Genomic DNA, 14,711 nt, shown 5'->3' on the forward strand with positions numbered 1-14,711 from the left:
AGCGCCAATCATGTCCCATCCCGCCCTGCAAACCGGCAACCATGCGATCGTTACGGGCGGAGCTTCGGGAATAGGGCTGGCGATCGCCCGGCGTTTCGTCGAGATGGAGCTGAACGTCACCATCCTCGATCGTGACGCTGCGCGCATCGCGGCGACGATCGACTATCTGACGGACTCCGGCCGTCCCGGTGTCGATGTCGCGATTACCGGCCATGATGTCGACGTTTCCGACCGGGAGGCCGTGGCCAGGTTCGCCCAGTCCTTAACGCGTCCCGTCGATGTCCTGGTCAACAATGCCGCCATCAGCCCGCCGACCTCCGCGCTCGACGGCGCAGGCTGGCAGGCCATGCTGGATGTCAATCTGTGGGGTGTGATCCATGGCACGCAGGCTTTTGCGCCCGCCATGGTGGCCCGCGGCACGCCCGGACTGATCGTCAACACCGGCTCGAAGCAGGGCATTACGACCCCGCCCGGCAATCCCGCGTACAATGTCGCCAAGGCGGGCGTGAAGGCCTTTACTGAAGCGCTGCAGCATGAGTTGCGCAACGGGAGCAATCCGGCCGTGACGGCGCATCTGCTGATCCCCGGTTTTGTATGGACCGGTCTGACGCGCGGCGACCGCACCGAAAAGCCCGCCGGCGCATGGGATCCGGAACAGGTGGCGGATTTCATGCTGGAAAGCCTCGGCCGCGGCGATTTCTACATCCTGTGCCCCGACAACGACGTCAGCCGCGCGCTCGACGAAAAGCGCATGGCCTGGGCGATCGGCGACATCATCGAAAACCGCCCGCCCCTGTCGCGCTGGCACCCCGACTATGCCGAGGCGTTCAAGGCATACCTCGGAAGCTGACTACTTCCCCTTGGCCAGGTCGTCGAAGGCGCGCAGCGTGCCGATAAGCGCCTTCATCTCCTCGATGCGGATCATGTTGGGGCCGTCCGACGGGGCGCTGTCCGGATCCTGGTGCGTTTCGATGAACACGGCCGAGACGCCGATGGCGCAGGCGGCGCGCGCCAGCACCGGCGCGAACTCGCGCTGCCCGCCCGAGGTCGTGCCCATGCCGCCCGGCTGCTGAACAGAATGCGTAGCGTCGAAGACGACCGGATAGCCGGTCTGCGCCATGGTCGGCAGGCCGCGGAAATCGGTCACCAGGGTGTTGTACCCGAACGAGGTGCCGCGATCGCACAGCATGATGCGTTCATTGCCCGTGCTGGCGATCTTCTTCGCGACATTGGCCATGTCCCACGGCGCCAGGAACTGGCCCTTCTTGACATTGATGGCGCGGCCGGTCGCGCCGGCGGCCAGCAGCAGGTCGGTCTGGCGGCACAGGAAGGCCGGGATTTGCAGCACATCGACGACCTCGCCGACAGGGGCGCACTGATGCGCGTCGTGGACGTCGGTCAGCACCGGGCAGCCGAACTGCTGGCGGACCTCGGCCAGGATCGACAGGCCCTCGTCCATGCCGATGCCGCGCGCGGTACCGATCGAGGACCGATTGGCCTTGTCGTAGCTCGACTTGTAAATGAACTTCGTGCCGGTGGGCTGGCAGGCCTCGGCGATCTTCTCGGCCATCATCAGCGCGTGGTCGCGGCTTTCGATCTGGCACGGGCCGGCGATCAGGGCGTAGGGCTCGTCGCCGCCGATCTGAATGCCACCGACTTCGATGACGCGGGTTTTGACATGCTGCGGCGCTATGGACATCAGATTACACTTTCGATTCTGGCGACATCGACGGGATTGTTGAGCTCCCAGAACACCCGGCCCTTGCCGTCGACCTCGACGCAGCGGATGGGCATGCCGTTTTCCAGGAAGCGGAGCTGTTCCAGCCCTTCATAGCGCTCCAGCGGCCCGACCGGCCACGAGCCATAGGCCTTGAGCGCGTCGGGGCGATAGGCATAGACGCCGACATGGTGGAAGACGGGGATGTCGTCACCGGGGCCGAAGGTCTTGCCGGTAAAGGGGATGACCTCTTTCGAGAAATAGAGGGCGTTGCGGTTGCGGTCGAAGACGGCCGTCGTGCCGCCGACGCGATCGTTCCTGCGGTCCTCGACGAAGTTGGCATAGGTCTCCGCGTCGCAGCGCAGGACCGGCGTCGCCATCTGGACCTCGGGGTTGGCAACCATTTCGCGGATCAGGTCCTCGACGAACCAGGCCGGGGTCAGCGGCGCGTCACCCTGCAGATTGACATAGAGGTCGGCCTCTTCCGGCAGGTTCGGCAGGGCATCGGCCAGGCGCTCGGTACCGTTGGCGCACGATTCCGCGGTCATCACGACCCTGGCGCCGAAGGCCAGAGATGCGTCGCGGATACGGTCGTCGTCGGTGGCGACATAGACGGCCGACACATTGTTCACCGCCATGGCGGCTTCCCACGAACGCTGGATCAGCGACTTGCCCTTGAGCATCACAAGCGGCTTGCCCGGATAACGGCTCGACGCATAGCGGGCGGGAATGATGATGATCGTCTTCATGCTTACTGCACCCCGGCCCGCAGGCAGTCGTGGATATGGATCAGGCCGACCGGCTTGCCGTCACCGCCGACGGCGAACAGGCAGGTGATCTTTTTGGCGTTCATGACGCCCAACGCTTCGGCGGCCAAAGCGTCCGGGCGAATAGTGCGCGGCCCTGCGTGCATGACCTCGACGGCGGTCTTCTCCATCAGGCCCGTCATGTTGCGGCGCAGGTCGCCGTCGGTGATGATGCCTGTCAGGACGCCATCGGCATTGGTGATGCCGACGACGCCGAAGCTCTTGGCCGTCATCACCAGCAGGGCGTCGCTCATCGGCGTGGCTTCAAGGACCAGAGGCAGAGCGTCACCCGAATGCATCAGGCTTGAGACGCTGAGCAACTGTGCGCCCAACTTGCCGCCGGGGTGGAAGGTGCGAAAATCGTGCGGCTGGAAACCACGCTTCTCCATGACAGCGACGGCCAGGGCATCGCCCAGCGCCAGGGTCATGGTCGTCGATGTCGTGGGCGCCATCCCTATGACGCAGGCTTCCGGCGCGTCGGGCAGGATCAGCGCGATATCGGCGGCCTTGAGCAATGTCGAGTCGCGCCGGGACGCGACCCCGATCAGCGGAATCGAAAAACGGCGCGTATGGGCGATGATATCGGACAGCTCGGACGTCTCACCGGAATTCGACAGCACGACACAGACATCGTCTTCTGTAATCATGCCCAGGTCGCCATGACTGGCTTCCGCCGGATGGACGAAATAGGCCGGCGTGCCGGTCGAGGCCAGGGTCGCGGCGATCTTGCGCGCGATATGGCCCGACTTGCCCATGCCCGACATGATGACGCGGCCGCGGGCAGCGTAAAGCATTTCGACCGCGTCGACGAAGCTTTGCGACAGCTGGCCGGCAAAGCTCAGCAGCGCCTCGCCTTCGGTACGCATAACGCGCGCGCCGGTATTAAGAATGCCGGCAATATCGGCGCTGTCGGAAATACGGGGCACGGGCTTGGTCATGCAGGCTCATATGTTGGCGCGGCCTCCTCTTAGCAAGGATAAAAAGTCCGAACAATGATTTGATCTTTTGAAGATCCTGCGAAACAGTGCCGAGCCGAGGGATATCGATGACCACACCCGTAACCCACCCGCTGGCGCCGTTTCTTCAGCCGGCGCGGCGATGGATACGCAGCACGCTGCTGCGTCTGCCGGAGTCTTTACGCGAATTCGTCCTGTTCGGACTCAAGATGGCCTGGTCGTGCCTGTTCGGCGCCGCCATGCTTTTCCTGATGATCGCCACGCACCTCGTCTGGCCGCAGCACGCCCCGTTGCACCGCTATGATTTCCTGCTGCTGTGCGCTCTGGTAATCCAGGCGCTGATGCTGTGGACTCGGCTGGAAAGCTTCGACGAGATGAAGGTCATCCTGCTGTACCATGTGACCGGCACCGTCATGGAGGTCTTCAAGACCCACGTCGGATCGTGGATCTATCCCGAGCCGTCGATCTTCCATATCGGCGGCGTGCCGCTGTTCACCGGCTTCATGTACGGGTCCGTCGGTTCCTTCATCGCCCGCGCCATCCGTGTCTTCGACATGCGGTTTTCCGTCTATCCGAAGGCGTGGGCGACCTGGTTGCTGGCGGCGGCCATCTACATCAACTTCTTCACCCACCATTACGTGTGGGATCTGCGCACCCTGATCTTCATCGCCGCTGCCGCGCTCTACTTCCGGACCTTCGTCTGGTTCCGCGTCGACCGGCGCGTCCACACCATGCCCTTCCTGCTCGCCGGCACCCTGACCTCGTTCTTCCTGTGGCTGGCCGAGAATATCGGCACCCTCACCCATACCTGGGCCTATCCCGGCAGGGGCTGGCATCTGGTGTCCGTCCAGAAGATGGGCGCCTGGGGCCTGCTCCTGATCATCAGCTTCGTAACCGTCTCGCTGGTTTTTCCACCCAGACCGCCCGAATCGGAAAAGGCGCGCACCAGCGGCTACAGATACTGGTTCAAACTCTTACTTCGCGGTAATAAGTGGCCGCTCAAACCCTAACAATCTGATTATATTATCCTTATATTTTAAGGATACCGGCCCTTCGAAACCTTGCGGCCATGTCATATAAAGTTTATATCAGGTACTCAGTACAACAGTGGCCGTGGCTTACAAAATTCGGTCACATATTACGGGGCGTTGACGCTTATGACTGTGGTATCCAGGGCTGGGCCGATGGGGGATCCCGCGCCCGTGTTCGTTCTCCGCAATCCTTTCGGCTGGGTGTATGGATTTACGCTCTCCGCCGCCATGTGGGCGCTCATCCTGAGCGCCGGCGTCATCGCAGCCCACAAGATCCACGACATGGGCCATGCCCCGGCGATTACGGCACAGCCGTAATCAGCGTTTCACAAGTCCCGCCAGCGCGTCGAGATAATCGGCAAAGGCCTTGCGTCCCTGCGGCGTCACGTGCACGCGCGTCAGCGGCTTGCGACCCTGGAAACTCTTGACGATTTCGACATAACCGGCTTCCTCGAGCTTGCGCAGGTGCACCGAAAGGTTGCCCTGCGTCGCGTCGAGTACGGTCTTGAGCTCGGTGAAGTCGGCCGCCTCGACATCCATCAGATACGCCATGATGCCCAGCCTCAGCCGGCCATGAATGGCGTCGTCAAGGCGATTGACGTCGAAACCCGCCACCGGTCAGCCCCTCGTCTGCGCCGAGCGCATCAGGGCATAGCCCGAGCCGCCCATGACGAACAGCAGGGCCAGCCCCAGGACCAGGACATAGAACTGCGGCTGATGGATCATGAAGCCGAGCGCCAGGGTGGTCGCGAACCATCCCGCCGAGACGCCGGCCAGCCACAGCTTGCGGCGGATCATATAGGCGATATACCAGACGGCGCCCTGGAATGCGCAGACCACGACCGGATAATAGAGCCAGACGGTGATGCTCTTTTCCAGGATGGCGTTATAGCCGAACACGGCCACCATGAAGAGGTTGGCCAGGCCCGCGCTGCCATAGGCGGCGTTGAGTGCGCGCGTCGCCACGCCTTCCTGCCGGTTCTTGCGGTCACGCCACAGGACGACGCACAGTATGGCCAGGAATACGACCGTGGGCGCGACGCCGACGATCAGACCCAATATGCCATAGGGCAGCCAGCCCATGACCTGCGCCCATTGCAGCAGACACTGGATGCCGTAGCACAGGCCCGCCGCCAGGAAGGTCGCCCCCGCCGAGCCTTGCGCCCGTCCCCCTTCGGAGACGAGCGCACGGACAAAGGCCAGGTTGTCATGCAGGGTTTCGTTGTCGTCCGTCACGCCGTCGCCTCCTGGATGCGCATGGCCTTTGCCTTTTGCCGGCGGCCATTGAGAATCGTGCCGATGAAAGTGTAGCGCACCAGAAGCTGATAGCTCAACAGGGCCACGCCGACCGTGCCCGCCACGACCAGGACGAACTTGGCCTCGGCCGGGGCGTCGATGGCCTTGACCGCGTTCTGCAACACCAGGACCAGCGGCAAGTGGACGATATAGACCCAGTAGGATGCGTCCGACAGATAGCGGATGACGGGATTTTCCCGCGTCAGCAGCAGCCTGGCCAGGCCGATCAGGGCCAGAACCCAGGTCCACGAGGTCAGGGCATAGAGGCCGGCATAGATCGGGTGGTCATGGCCCGCGACCGGCGCCGTCGCCGGTGCGGCGCCGACGATCGCGATGCAGGCCACGGTGCCGATCACGGCAGCCGGCAGATAGGCCCAGACGCGGCTGGCGAGATGCTCGAGCAGGTCGCTGCTCCGGTTGAGCCACCAGCCGAAGATGAAGGCCGCCTTGAAGCCGACCGACGCCACGATGTTGGGCATCAGGCCCGTATCCGGCGACATGATGCCGAACCACATCATCCACGTGTCGCTGAAATAGAAGGCCAGGGCGACCGGCAGGCCGAAGACCAGCGGCGCGAAGTCACTGCGCACGACCAGGCGGAAAACCGTGTCCATGGCGCGGCCGAGCGCACCGCCGACATGCAGGACGTCGGTAACCAGTTTCACCACCAGCGCGCAGCCGTACAGCAGCAGAAGGACGTAGAGGAACCACAGGTGGGTGAACGGGAAGGTCGCGGCCGAAAGCGCCGGCGGCGGCGGCGCGGGCACGGCGGGCGCGCCCGGGGCCGGCATGTTGGCGAAGATGGCCACCGCGATGATGGCCGGAAAGATGACCGGCCAGAAGGCGGCCAGCGGCAGGGCCACGCGCTTCAGGCGGTTGGCGATAAAGCCGCCGACACCGCGCTTCTGCAACAGCATCCTGGCGAAGAAGCCGGCCAGCACGAAGAAGATCGTCATGCGGAACATATGGATCACATAGAAGGCGACAGCCAATCCGGTGGAGTGCTGGGTGTCGTCGACCAGCCAGATACGCGGCGCGATAAAGGACATGGCGCCGTGCAGGGCCACGCCCAGCAGCAACGCAAAGGCGCGGACGGCATCGAGCTCGTGCCAGCGCGGGGACGGGGTTGAAGACGTCACGGAAGTCTCTCCTTGAGAACGATGTTCGTTGACGGGAATGAAGTACGCCAACTTGTTTATTTTGTAAACCTGTTTATTTGAACGCGGCTTGCATCCGGCCTGACGAGCACCGATATTCGCGGGGTCTGGAGGGGATCAAAGACATGGCGGACAAGGGCGCGGTGCGGTTCAGGTGGCTGAGAGGGCTGACCCTGACCCTGCAGATCCTGTTCTGGATCGTCGTCGCGTTCGAGGGCCTGGCTGTGGCGCTCTGGCTGGCCGCGCTTTTCATGCCCAAGACCGACGTGCCCTATGTGTCTTTGGCTGTCGTGACCGGCGCCGCCGGCGCCTTGCCCTATCTGATCGCCATGCTGGTCCTGCCGGTATGGACCGCGGTCGTCGCCGCGGCCCGGCCGCCACGCAAGGGGGACGGAACGCGTCTGTGGGCGTGGCTGGGCTTTCTCATTCCCGGCGCCTGCTACGTCGCGCCGGCCCTGGTCTTCCGCACCCTTGCCCGCGAAGCCGCCCCACAGGACGGGCCCTTGCGCGTTCTGGCGCTGGCCTTCTGGTCGGTAAGGCTGGTGACGACCTTTCTCGGCGGCTTCCTGCTGCTGATCCTGTGTATCCTTGTTTTCGGCAGCGATGCCGACCGCGAAATGCCGGTGTGGGCCTGCCTGATGACGATTTGCCTTGGCGCGGCGGCGCTGCTCGGCCTGCGGCTGGCGGTCCGGCTTTCGCGCGCCATGATCGCCCACGTCACCAGCGCCGGGCACGCGGAGGTTTTCTGATGAAACGGCTATGGAAGACGCTGGCCGCCGTCGCGGCGATAGTCGCCGTCGCCTATCTCGGCGTGCTCGGATACCTCTATGCCAATCAGCGCCAGATGCTGTTCGAAGCCAGGCCGGGCTACGAAAAGCCGGACATCCACGGCCTGGCCATCCAGGATGTCGCCATCCACACACCGGATGGCGAAACGCTTCAGGCCTGGTACGAACCACCGAAGCCCGGCAAGCCGGTCATCCTTTATTTCCACGGCCAGGGCGCGACCCTGGAACTGGGCAAATGGCGCTATATCCGCATGCACAAGGAAGGCGTCGGCTACCTGGCCCTGGCCTATCGCGGCTTTTCCGGCTCGACCGGCCATCCGTCCGAAAAGGGCCTGTTCATCGACGGGCTGGCGGCCTACGACTGGCTGAAAAGCCAGGGCTTCCAGGACAAGGACATCGTCATCCACGGCCACAGCCTGGGCACGGGCGTCGCGACCTACGTGGCGACGAAACGCCCTGCCCGCGCCCTGATCCTCGAGGCGCCGTACACGGCCGCATCCGACGTCGGGTCCGAGCGCTATCCGTTCATTCCGGTATCGCTGCTGATGCACGACAGGTTCGAGAGCCGCGCGCGCATCAAGGACGTGCATATGCCGCTGCTGGTCATCCACGGCACGCGCGACAGCGTCATCCCGTTCGCCGACGGCAAGCGCCTGTTCGACATGGCGAACGATCCGAAGACCTTCGTCGCCATGCCGAATTCAGAGCACAATACGCTGACGCGCGACGGCGCCTATCCGCACTACTGGCGGTTCCTGGGCCTCAAGGACGAGGACCTGGACCCCGCCCTGGTCGTCAGTTCGCCGCCAGCGCCTGCGCCCGGCCCAGATCGACCGCATTGACCAGGTTTTTCAGCGTCGCCATGTCGACGCCGCCGCCTTCGGCCTCGACCGTGATACGCGACCCGGCCAGGATCGAATACTTGCCGGACTTGGCCTGGTTGTCCCAGGTTTCGCTGACCACGCGGCCATCCTTCGACTCGACCTTTTCATAGCCGGTATCGGTCGTCCGGGTATGGTTCACATTGACGGCCTGCGCCATGGCGCCGAAGCCGCTCATGCCGCCCATGTCGGTGACCTTGAGGCGCAGGGAATTACCGTTCACCACATAGCTGGCCTCGGCATTGGCGACATTCATGCCGCCGGCGCCGCCGGAATCGGTCGAAGTATCGCTGCGCGCCGCGCCCATGAAGTTGGCCGGCATCAGGGCCAGCAGGGCCTGCGGATCGGCCGTCTTGACCGGCGTGGCGGTCCCGTTCTGCATGGCGGAGGCCTGAGCCGCCATCTGCTCGGTCGCCGCCTGCATCTTGCCGACATCCATCGATCCCATGCCGGGCACGGTCACGACACCCGCGGCCCTGGGCGTCGTCGCCATGCCCAGCGGCCCCGTGGCGCCCATCATGCCCATGCGGCCGACAGCGCCGGAAATGCCGAAGACGATCGCCGCCAGGACAATCGTGACAATGACAACGACGGCGGTATAGGCGACGGCCTTGTCCTCAGGCGCCTTCATCAGCTTGGGCAGGCCACGGTACATGAGATAGAGGCTGTAAAAGCCGAGGATGCCGAGAATGCCCAGCATCGGCAGGATACCGAAGATGCCCGCCACCCACGCCGCCGTCCACGAATAGGCCGAGACCTTGAAGGCATTGAGCCTGTCCTTCGTGCCGCCGAAGTTCGGCGCCAGGGCCTCGATGATCAGGGCCTGCACATAGACCATGACGAGGGTCAGGACGTAGGCGACGATCGCCTGGCTGACCGCCCACAGCAATGGCACGCGATAGGACACGATGATGGCGTTGATGCCGAAGACCGTCAGGCCTATCGCCTGGGCGACCGGACCGATGGCGGCCAGCGGCACGACATAGCCCATATAGATGGACTTGATGCTCGACGGCTCGGCCGCGATCTCGTCCCATGTGGCGGACGGCTTGAGCAGGATATTCTGTACGCGGGCAACAAGGCCTGCGGATGCAGGCCGGGACACGATATCGGTCATAATGGACACCCCAGCAAAAAGCGCATCCAGGGAATACGAAGCGGTATGTGAATCGAGATGCGCGGTAAAACAAAAGTCCAGGGCATGGATTCAATCGGATCGAACCGGAACGCGCCCTGAATTGCGGATAAAAATGCGCGCGGAGGATGGCCAAAAAGAAGCCCCCGATCAATCAGACCGGGGGCCACGTTTTCGTGATCACAATTTTCAGCTCAGACGCCGCGTGGCTCCTCGCATCAGCTCGGGCGCGCCGTCGCACTTGCCAATGGCGATTAAGTCAAGATCAATCGCCATTGGTATTGTGCCAGATCAGTCGTCCGTCTTCTTTTCCTTGTAGAAGAAGAAGCCGATAACGAAAGTTATGCCCGCGATGATAATCGGATACCACAGCCCGTCATAGATACCGCCCGTCGTCGCGATAATGGTGAAGGCGATGAAGGGCAGAAGCCCGCCAAACCAGCCGTTGCCGAAATGGTACGGCGCCGACATGGCCGAGTAGCGGATGCGGGCCGGGAACAGCTCGACCAGCGCGGCGGCCATGGGCGCATAGACCATGGTCACCAGAATGACCAGGAGGGTCAGGATCGCCAGGGTCTTGGGCGTGTCGATGGCCTTGGTGTCGGCCTTTTCGGGATAGCCCGCCGCCTTGAGCGCGGCGCCGAGGCGCTTCTTGAAGTCGCCGGCGGCGGCCTTGGCGGCGTCGCCGGTCAGCTTGGCGCCCTCATAGGATTCGACCACGGTCTGGCCGACATGGATGCTGGCCACGGTCCCCGCGGGCGCTGCGGTGTTGCCGTACGAGATACCGCCCTTGGCCAGGGCCGACTTGGCGATATCGCACGATTGCAGGAACTTGGCCTTGCCGACCGGATCGAACTGCAGGGCGCAGGCGGCAGGATCGGCGACGACGGTCACCGGCGCGGTCGCCTGGGCCTTGCCGAGCGCCGGATTGACGGCGTCGGTCAGGGCGTGGAACAGCGGAATATAGCCGACGCAGGCCAGCAGCAGGCCGGCCAGGATGATCGGCTTGCGGCCCCACATGTCGGACAGCCAGCCGAAGATCAGGAAGAAGGGCGTGGCGATGACCAGCGCCCCGCCGATCAGGAAGTAGGCGGTGTTGGCTTCGACGTGCAGCAGGTTCTGCAGGAAGAACAGGGCGTAGAACTGGCCAGCGTACCACACGACGCCCTGGCCGGCGACCAGGCCGAACAGCGCCAGCAGCACGATCTTCAGGTTCTTCCATTGCAGGAAGGCTTCGGCAAACGGCGCCTTGGACAGGGTGCCCTCGTCCTTCATCGCCTGGAAGACCGGGCTTTCGTTGAGCTGCATGCGGATCCACACCGACACCAGCAGCAGGACGATCGACGACAGGAACGGCACGCGCCAGCCCCAGTCCTTGAACACGTCTTCGCCGAGATTGGTGCGGGTAACGCTGATCAACACCAGCGACAGCAGGAGGCCGAAGGTCGCGGTCGTCTGGATCCACGACGTCATCAGGCCACGGCGGTTATGCGGCGAATGTTCGGCGACATAGGTGGCCGCCCCGCCGTATTCGCCACCGAGGGCAAGGCCTTGCAACAGGCGCAGGCCGATCAGGATGCTGGGCGCCGCCATGCCGATATGCTTGTAGTCGGGCAGCAGGCCGACCGCGAAGGTCGACAGGCCCATGATGATCATGGTCAGCAGGAAGGTCGTCTTACGGCCGACGCGGTCACCGACGTGGCCGAAAATGAAGGCTCCCAGCGGGCGCACGATGAAGCCGGCGGCGAAGGCCAGCAGCGCGAAAATGAAGGCGGTCGTCGAATTGATGCCCTCGACTTCGAAGAACTTCGTGCTGATAACGGGCGCCAGCGTCGCGAAGACGAAGAAATCGAACCACTCGAAAACGGTGCCGAGCGACGACGCGCCGATCACCAGGAACATACTGGAAGCTTTGGGCGCAGCGGCGCCCGGACCTTGGCCGGCCATGTGTTCTACCCCTGTCGGTTACGGAGATTATCTCTCTCTCGCACGAACAGATGACACAGGGTTGACGCCGCGACAAGCGCATTCGCCAGATAGGTTTGACCAAAATATTTCGCTGGCCGTTGAACCTACAGCCTGTCGAGCGGCAATATATCGACCATGTCGCCGGCGGCCATGGCCTGCGCCCCGGCCGGCAGGCGCACAAGGGCGTCGGCGCGGGCGAAGACGCCGACCAGCGACGAATCCTGCTGGCCGAACGGCGTGACCTCGAACTGGCCGCTCTGCGATACCGACGTACGGGCGCGCAAATAGGTTTCGCGCGGTCCGGCCGGGGGCGCAGGCGCCGTCAGTTTCGCCTTTACGAAGGGCGAGGTGGCGGGCATGCCCAGCGACGCCTCGATCCAGGGTTTCATCAGCAATTGCGCCACGACGAAGGCCGACGCCGGATTGCCGGGCAGGCTGAGCGTCCGGCGTCCGTCGTCGAGACGCCCGAAGGCCGTCGGCTTGCCGGGACGAAGGCTGAGGCTCTGGAAGTCGAGCGCCAGGCCCAGTTTCGACAGGGCGGGCTTGACCAGGTCGTGGTCGCCGACACTGGCGCCGCCGACGGTGACGACGATGTCGGCGTCAGCGTCCTTCAGTGCCTTGACGATGGCCTTTTCGCTGTCGCCTTCGACACCGAGCGCATGGGCCTTGCCGCCCCACTGCTGGATCAGGGCCATCAGGGCAAATGAGGCGGATTCGAATATCTGGTCGGACGACGGCTTGTCGCCCGGCGGCACCAGTTCGTCGCCCGTGCACAGAAGCGCAATCCTGGGCCGGCGGGCGACATGCACATGGTCGCGGCCCGACGCCGCCACAAGCGACAGCCGCCACGCGTCGAGCCTTAGCCCGGCTTCGAGCAGGACGTCGCCCGCACCAAAATCCTGGCCGGCCGGACGGATATTGTCGCCGCCCTTTTTCGCGTCGGGCAGGAGGCGGATCGTGTCACCGTCGCGCCCGACATTTTCCTGGATGACGACGACGTCGCAACCGTCGGGCACGGGCGCACCGGTAAAGATGCGGACGGCTTCGGCCACGCGGACCTCGCCCTTGAAGCGGCGGCCGGCGGCGCTTTCGCCGATGACGGTCAGGCTTTCCAGGTCAAGCCCCTCGCGGCGGATGGCGTAGCCGTCCATGGCCGAGGCGGAAAACGGCGGCTGGTCGCGCGTCGCCAGGATCGTTTCGGCCAGCACACGGCCGTGCGCCTTTTTCAGCGGGACTTCGCGCGACTCCGAAATCAGGCAGGCAGCGCGGACGATGTCGATCGCTTCCGCGACCGCGACGTTCTTTCGGGCGTCCATCAGACTTCCTTGAGGCGCGGCATCAGCTCGACCATGTTGCAGGGGCCGTGGCGGCTGTCGAGCTGCCAGCGGATGACCTTGTCCCAGCCGTCCTTAACCGCGCCGTTCGAGCCCGGCAGGCAGAAGATGAAGACGCCGTCGATAATGCCGGCCAGGGCCCGCGACTGCAGGGTCGACAGGCCGACCGTCTGGTAGCTCAGCATGTGAAAGATGGTCGAAAAGCCTTCGATGCGCTTATGCAGCAGCGGCTCGATGGCTTCGGGGGTGACATCGCGTCCCGTAATGCCGGTACCGCCGGTCGAGACGATGGCGTCTACATTGCCCGAGCCGACCCAATTCTTCACGACATTTCGGATATGCTCGACATCGTCGCGGATGATTTCACGCGCCGCGACATGGTGGCCGGCGGCTTCGATGCGCCTGGCCAGGATGTCGCCCGACGTGTCGGTTTCGCGCGTGCGGCTGTCCGACACGGTGAGCACGGCGATATTGACGCTGCGAAACGGCCGGTCGGTGTCGATCCGCCCGCCGCCGAGATTGGGGAAGTCGTTGTCGGCGCTCATTTTTGGATTCTCCGAATTAACCGCCGGTCAGCGACATGGTCCGTGCAGGCCGGTGAATAGGCTGGCCGTCGCGTGTCGGCAAGGCATCCGAGGCGATAAAGAAGTCATGGCGGCGCGGCTTGAAGCGCAGAGCTTCATCGAGCGCCGCATTGAGCCGGTCTTCGCCCGCGTCATCGCGCAAAGGCCCGCGCAGGTCGACCTGATCGTCCTGGCCGAGGCACATGTACAGCTGGCCGGTACAGGTGACGCGTACGCGGTTGCACGTGTCGCAGAAATTATGGCTGAGCGGCGTGATCAGACCCAGCAATCCGCCGGTCTCGGCGACGCGATAGTAGCGCGCCGGCCCGCCCGTCGCCTCGGTCGACGGCACGACCTGCCAGAAGCTTTGCAAGTCTAAGAGCACATCCTTCAGCGACACGAACTGCGTCTCGCGGCCCGCGATCTCATCACCCATAGGCATGGTTTCGATCAGCGATACGGCCAGCCCGCGCGCATGGGCAAAGGCGATGATGTCGGGCAGCTCGGCGCGGTTGTCCTGCTGCAGCGCCACGACGTTAAGCTTGACCTTTATGCCGGCGGTCTGTGCGGCGTCGATGCCGTCGAGCACCTTGGCAAGGTCGCCGCCGCGCGTAATGCGGCGATAGATGTCGGGTTTTAGCGTATCACACGACACATTGATGCGGCGGACGCCCGCCTCGACCAGGGCCGGCACTGCCCCTTTGAGCAGCGTGCCGTTTGTGGTCAGCGTCAGTTCCCTCAGCCGTCCGGCGTGAACTTCGGCGCCCAGTTCGCGCAGGAAATCGAGCACGCCCTTGCGCACCAGGGGTTCCCCGCCGGTGATGCGCAGGCGTTCGACCCCACGCCCGATGAGAAACCGCGACAGGCGCAGCGTCTCTTCCCAGCTCAGCAGGTCCTTGCGCGGCAGAAACGTCTGGTGCTCCGACATGCAATAGGTACAGCGCAGGTCGCAGCGGTCGGTGACCGACAGCCGGACATACGAAATCCGGCGCCCGAAGGCGTCGACAAGCGGAGACGGAGACGCAAGGCTCATGCGTGTAATGTAACCGCCACGGCCTTCGATCACAAGAATGCCTTGT

At 64.0% G+C, this 14,711-nt stretch carries 16 protein-coding genes; 5 read left to right on the forward strand and 11 right to left on the reverse strand.

The genetic code is table 11. The features are described 5' to 3' along the window. Positions 1–10 precede the first annotated feature (10 nt). Positions 11–850: an SDR family NAD(P)-dependent oxidoreductase gene (locus AB8717_RS17985; RefSeq protein ID WP_443748691.1), complete on the forward strand. Its 840-nt coding sequence runs from the start codon at positions 11–13 to the stop codon at positions 848–850. On the opposite strand, the gene kdsA is transcribed toward AB8717_RS17985, so the two are convergent. The 3 genes from kdsA to AB8717_RS18000 are packed head-to-tail and all read right to left on the reverse strand — an operon-like array spanning position 851 to position 3,461. Continuing rightward, the gene (kdsA, locus tag AB8717_RS17990; protein WP_443748692.1) at positions 851–1,699 is read right to left on the reverse strand and encodes a 3-deoxy-8-phosphooctulonate synthase; all 849 of its coding nucleotides are present in this window, start codon (positions 1,697–1,699) and stop codon (positions 851–853) included. Next, complete coding sequence (locus tag AB8717_RS17995; protein WP_443748693.1) at positions 1,699–2,466, reverse strand: 3-deoxy-manno-octulosonate cytidylyltransferase; 768 nt, start codon at positions 2,464–2,466, stop codon at positions 1,699–1,701. The genes kdsA and AB8717_RS17995 overlap by 1 nt, the downstream gene beginning before the upstream one ends. A gap of 2 nt (positions 2,467–2,468) precedes the next feature. Further along, on the reverse strand, positions 2,469–3,461 hold the full coding sequence (locus tag AB8717_RS18000) for a KpsF/GutQ family sugar-phosphate isomerase (RefSeq protein ID WP_443748694.1): 993 nt from the start codon (positions 3,459–3,461) through the stop codon (positions 2,469–2,471). Positions 3,462–3,568: 107 nt separating this feature from the next. On the opposite strand from AB8717_RS18000, the gene AB8717_RS18005 reads away from it, so the two are divergent. Then, positions 3,569–4,489, forward strand: a complete 921-nt coding sequence (locus AB8717_RS18005; RefSeq protein ID WP_443748695.1) for a DUF817 domain-containing protein — start codon at positions 3,569–3,571, stop codon at positions 4,487–4,489. 192 nt (positions 4,490–4,681) lie between these two features. Then, positions 4,682–4,828, forward strand: coding sequence for a hypothetical protein (locus tag AB8717_RS18010; protein WP_443748696.1), 147 nt, complete (start codon positions 4,682–4,684; stop codon positions 4,826–4,828). Here the strand turns inward: AB8717_RS18010 and AB8717_RS18015 are convergent, their stop codons facing one another. The 3 genes from AB8717_RS18015 to AB8717_RS18025 are packed head-to-tail and all read right to left on the reverse strand — an operon-like array spanning position 4,829 to position 6,945. Then, complete coding sequence (locus AB8717_RS18015) at positions 4,829–5,125, reverse strand: winged helix-turn-helix domain-containing protein (protein ID WP_443748697.1); 297 nt, start codon at positions 5,123–5,125, stop codon at positions 4,829–4,831. Positions 5,126–5,128: 3 nt separating this feature from the next. Further along, a complete protein-coding gene (locus AB8717_RS18020; protein WP_443748698.1) occupies positions 5,129–5,746 on the reverse strand; it encodes a hypothetical protein in 618 nt (205 codons plus the stop codon). Then, positions 5,743–6,945, reverse strand: a complete 1,203-nt coding sequence (locus AB8717_RS18025) for an acyltransferase family protein (protein ID WP_443748699.1) — start codon at positions 6,943–6,945, stop codon at positions 5,743–5,745. Before AB8717_RS18025 ends, AB8717_RS18020 begins: the two co-directional genes overlap by 4 nt. A gap of 143 nt (positions 6,946–7,088) precedes the next feature. Here AB8717_RS18025 and AB8717_RS18030 point away from each other — a divergent pair, with 143 nt between their 5' ends. Continuing rightward, on the forward strand, positions 7,089–7,712 hold the full coding sequence (locus AB8717_RS18030; RefSeq protein WP_443748700.1) for a hypothetical protein: 624 nt from the start codon (positions 7,089–7,091) through the stop codon (positions 7,710–7,712). Beyond that, on the forward strand, positions 7,712–8,593 hold the full coding sequence (locus tag AB8717_RS18035; RefSeq protein ID WP_443748701.1) for an alpha/beta hydrolase: 882 nt from the start codon (positions 7,712–7,714) through the stop codon (positions 8,591–8,593). The genes AB8717_RS18030 and AB8717_RS18035 overlap by 1 nt, the downstream gene beginning before the upstream one ends. On the opposite strand, the gene AB8717_RS18040 is transcribed toward AB8717_RS18035, so the two are convergent. The 5 genes from AB8717_RS18040 to moaA all read right to left on the reverse strand — a co-directional run bounded on the left by AB8717_RS18040 (position 8,547) and on the right by moaA (position 14,665). Continuing rightward, positions 8,547–9,749: a Yip1 family protein gene (locus tag AB8717_RS18040; RefSeq protein WP_443748702.1), complete on the reverse strand. Its 1,203-nt coding sequence runs from the start codon at positions 9,747–9,749 to the stop codon at positions 8,547–8,549. The genes AB8717_RS18035 and AB8717_RS18040 overlap by 47 nt on opposite strands. A 309-nt stretch (positions 9,750–10,058) precedes the next feature. After that, a complete protein-coding gene (locus AB8717_RS18045) occupies positions 10,059–11,714 on the reverse strand; it encodes an MFS transporter (protein ID WP_443748703.1) in 1,656 nt (551 codons plus the stop codon). 125 nt (positions 11,715–11,839) lie between these two features. Further along, positions 11,840–13,051 (reverse strand): molybdopterin molybdotransferase MoeA, encoded by a 1,212-nt coding sequence (locus AB8717_RS18050; protein WP_443748704.1) that lies wholly within the window; start codon positions 13,049–13,051, stop codon positions 11,840–11,842. After that, positions 13,051–13,614: a molybdenum cofactor biosynthesis protein B gene (gene moaB, locus AB8717_RS18055; protein ID WP_443748705.1), complete on the reverse strand. Its 564-nt coding sequence runs from the start codon at positions 13,612–13,614 to the stop codon at positions 13,051–13,053. Before moaB ends, AB8717_RS18050 begins: the two co-directional genes overlap by 1 nt. A gap of 16 nt (positions 13,615–13,630) precedes the next feature. Then, positions 13,631–14,665 (reverse strand): GTP 3',8-cyclase MoaA, encoded by a 1,035-nt coding sequence (gene moaA / locus AB8717_RS18060; protein WP_443748706.1) that lies wholly within the window; start codon positions 14,663–14,665, stop codon positions 13,631–13,633. Positions 14,666–14,711: the final 46 nt, after the last annotated feature.

This window comes from Asticcacaulis solisilvae (assembly GCF_052327315.1).
Taxonomy (GTDB): domain Bacteria; phylum Pseudomonadota; class Alphaproteobacteria; order Caulobacterales; family Caulobacteraceae; genus Asticcacaulis; species Asticcacaulis solisilvae_B.

Bases quoted from the DNA above. Each gene is read 5' to 3' on its own strand.
- AB8717_RS17985 (WP_443748691.1), top strand. From the start codon at position 11: ATGTCCCATCCCGCCCTGCAAACCGGCAACCATGCGATCGTTACGGGC.
- kdsA (WP_443748692.1), bottom strand. From the start codon at position 1,699: ATGTCCATAGCGCCGCAGCATGTCAAAACCCGCGTCATCGAAGTCGGT.
- AB8717_RS17995 (WP_443748693.1), bottom strand. From the start codon at position 2,466: ATGAAGACGATCATCATCATTCCCGCCCGCTATGCGTCGAGCCGTTAT.
- AB8717_RS18000 (WP_443748694.1), bottom strand. From the start codon at position 3,461: ATGACCAAGCCCGTGCCCCGTATTTCCGACAGCGCCGATATTGCCGGC.
- AB8717_RS18005 (WP_443748695.1), top strand. From the start codon at position 3,569: ATGACCACACCCGTAACCCACCCGCTGGCGCCGTTTCTTCAGCCGGCG.
- AB8717_RS18030 (WP_443748700.1), top strand. From the start codon at position 7,089: ATGGCGGACAAGGGCGCGGTGCGGTTCAGGTGGCTGAGAGGGCTGACC.
- AB8717_RS18035 (WP_443748701.1), top strand. From the start codon at position 7,712: ATGAAACGGCTATGGAAGACGCTGGCCGCCGTCGCGGCGATAGTCGCC.
- AB8717_RS18040 (WP_443748702.1), bottom strand. From the start codon at position 9,749: ATGACCGATATCGTGTCCCGGCCTGCATCCGCAGGCCTTGTTGCCCGC.
- AB8717_RS18045 (WP_443748703.1), bottom strand. From the start codon at position 11,714: ATGGCCGGCCAAGGTCCGGGCGCCGCTGCGCCCAAAGCTTCCAGTATG.
- AB8717_RS18050 (WP_443748704.1), bottom strand. From the start codon at position 13,051: ATGGACGCCCGAAAGAACGTCGCGGTCGCGGAAGCGATCGACATCGTC.
- moaB (WP_443748705.1), bottom strand. From the start codon at position 13,614: ATGAGCGCCGACAACGACTTCCCCAATCTCGGCGGCGGGCGGATCGAC.
- moaA (WP_443748706.1), bottom strand. From the start codon at position 14,665: ATGAGCCTTGCGTCTCCGTCTCCGCTTGTCGACGCCTTCGGGCGCCGG.